1 protein-coding gene is annotated in these 745 nt (G+C 60.0%); it reads left to right on the top strand.

Going from position 1 to position 745, the window contains the following annotated elements; all coding sequences use genetic code 11:
- The first annotated feature begins 59 nt into the window (after positions 1–59).
- Positions 60–737, top strand: a complete 678-nt coding sequence (locus SM754_RS20125; RefSeq protein WP_323677924.1) for an IS6 family transposase — start codon at positions 60–62, stop codon at positions 735–737.
- Positions 738–745: the final 8 nt, after the last annotated feature.

The following is a 745-nucleotide window of genomic DNA, read 5'->3' as shown; positions in this document are numbered from 1 at the left end:
GGCACTGTCTAGTTGAGCCAGTTTGAGGAACGAGCAGGTCGTTGAGTGATCTGCCTAGGATGCTCGCAGACCTGCTCAACGAGACGTATGACGGGGATTTAGAAGAAGTTTGGGAGAACGAGCGGACGGCGACGCCCGTCAGGGCGTTCGCCGTCCGGCTCCATCAGACCGGTTGTTCAGTTAGAGAAACAACAACGATTCTCGCGGAATTAGGCGTCGAACGCTCTCATGGAGCGGTCTGGAACTGGGTTCATCGACTCGCTGACAGCGGGTGTGACCCGCCGACGGCGCAGCCGTCGCGGGTCGCCGTCGACGAGACCGCTGTCAAGATCAACGGCGAGCAGTCTTGGCTGTATGCTGCAATCGACGTCGAGACGAAGTTGATTCTCGACGTCGCGTTGTTTGGTCGGCATGGGACCGATCCAGCGGCTGCGTTCCTGCACGGTCTCACGGAGAAACACGACTGCTCGGAGGCGGTGTTTCTCGTCGACCAGTACGGCTATCGGACTGCCCTTGCCCGACTTGGATTGGGCGGTCGGGTCGACTACGTGGAGCGAAACCTGATCGAGAAGTGGTTTCACACGCTCAAGATGCGGGCCGACCGCTTCCACAATTCGTGGGTGGGCAGTCGGGCGAGCGTCCGCGAATGGCTTGCGCAGTTTATGCACTACTACAACCATCAGCGGCCGCACCAGGCGCTCGATGGACGCACGCCAGCCGAAGAGGTGCTAAACTAGACAGTGCC

Origin of the sequence: Halorubellus amylolyticus (genome assembly GCF_034808145.1) — an archaeon.
GTDB lineage: Archaea > Halobacteriota > Halobacteria > Halobacteriales > Natrialbaceae > Halorubellus.
The sequence above is the reverse complement of the archived record's forward strand: the minus strand, read 5'-3'. Positions and strand labels throughout refer to the sequence as shown.

Bases quoted from the DNA above. Each gene is read 5' to 3' on its own strand.
- SM754_RS20125 (WP_323677924.1), top strand. From the start codon at position 60: ATGCTCGCAGACCTGCTCAACGAGACGTATGACGGGGATTTAGAAGAA.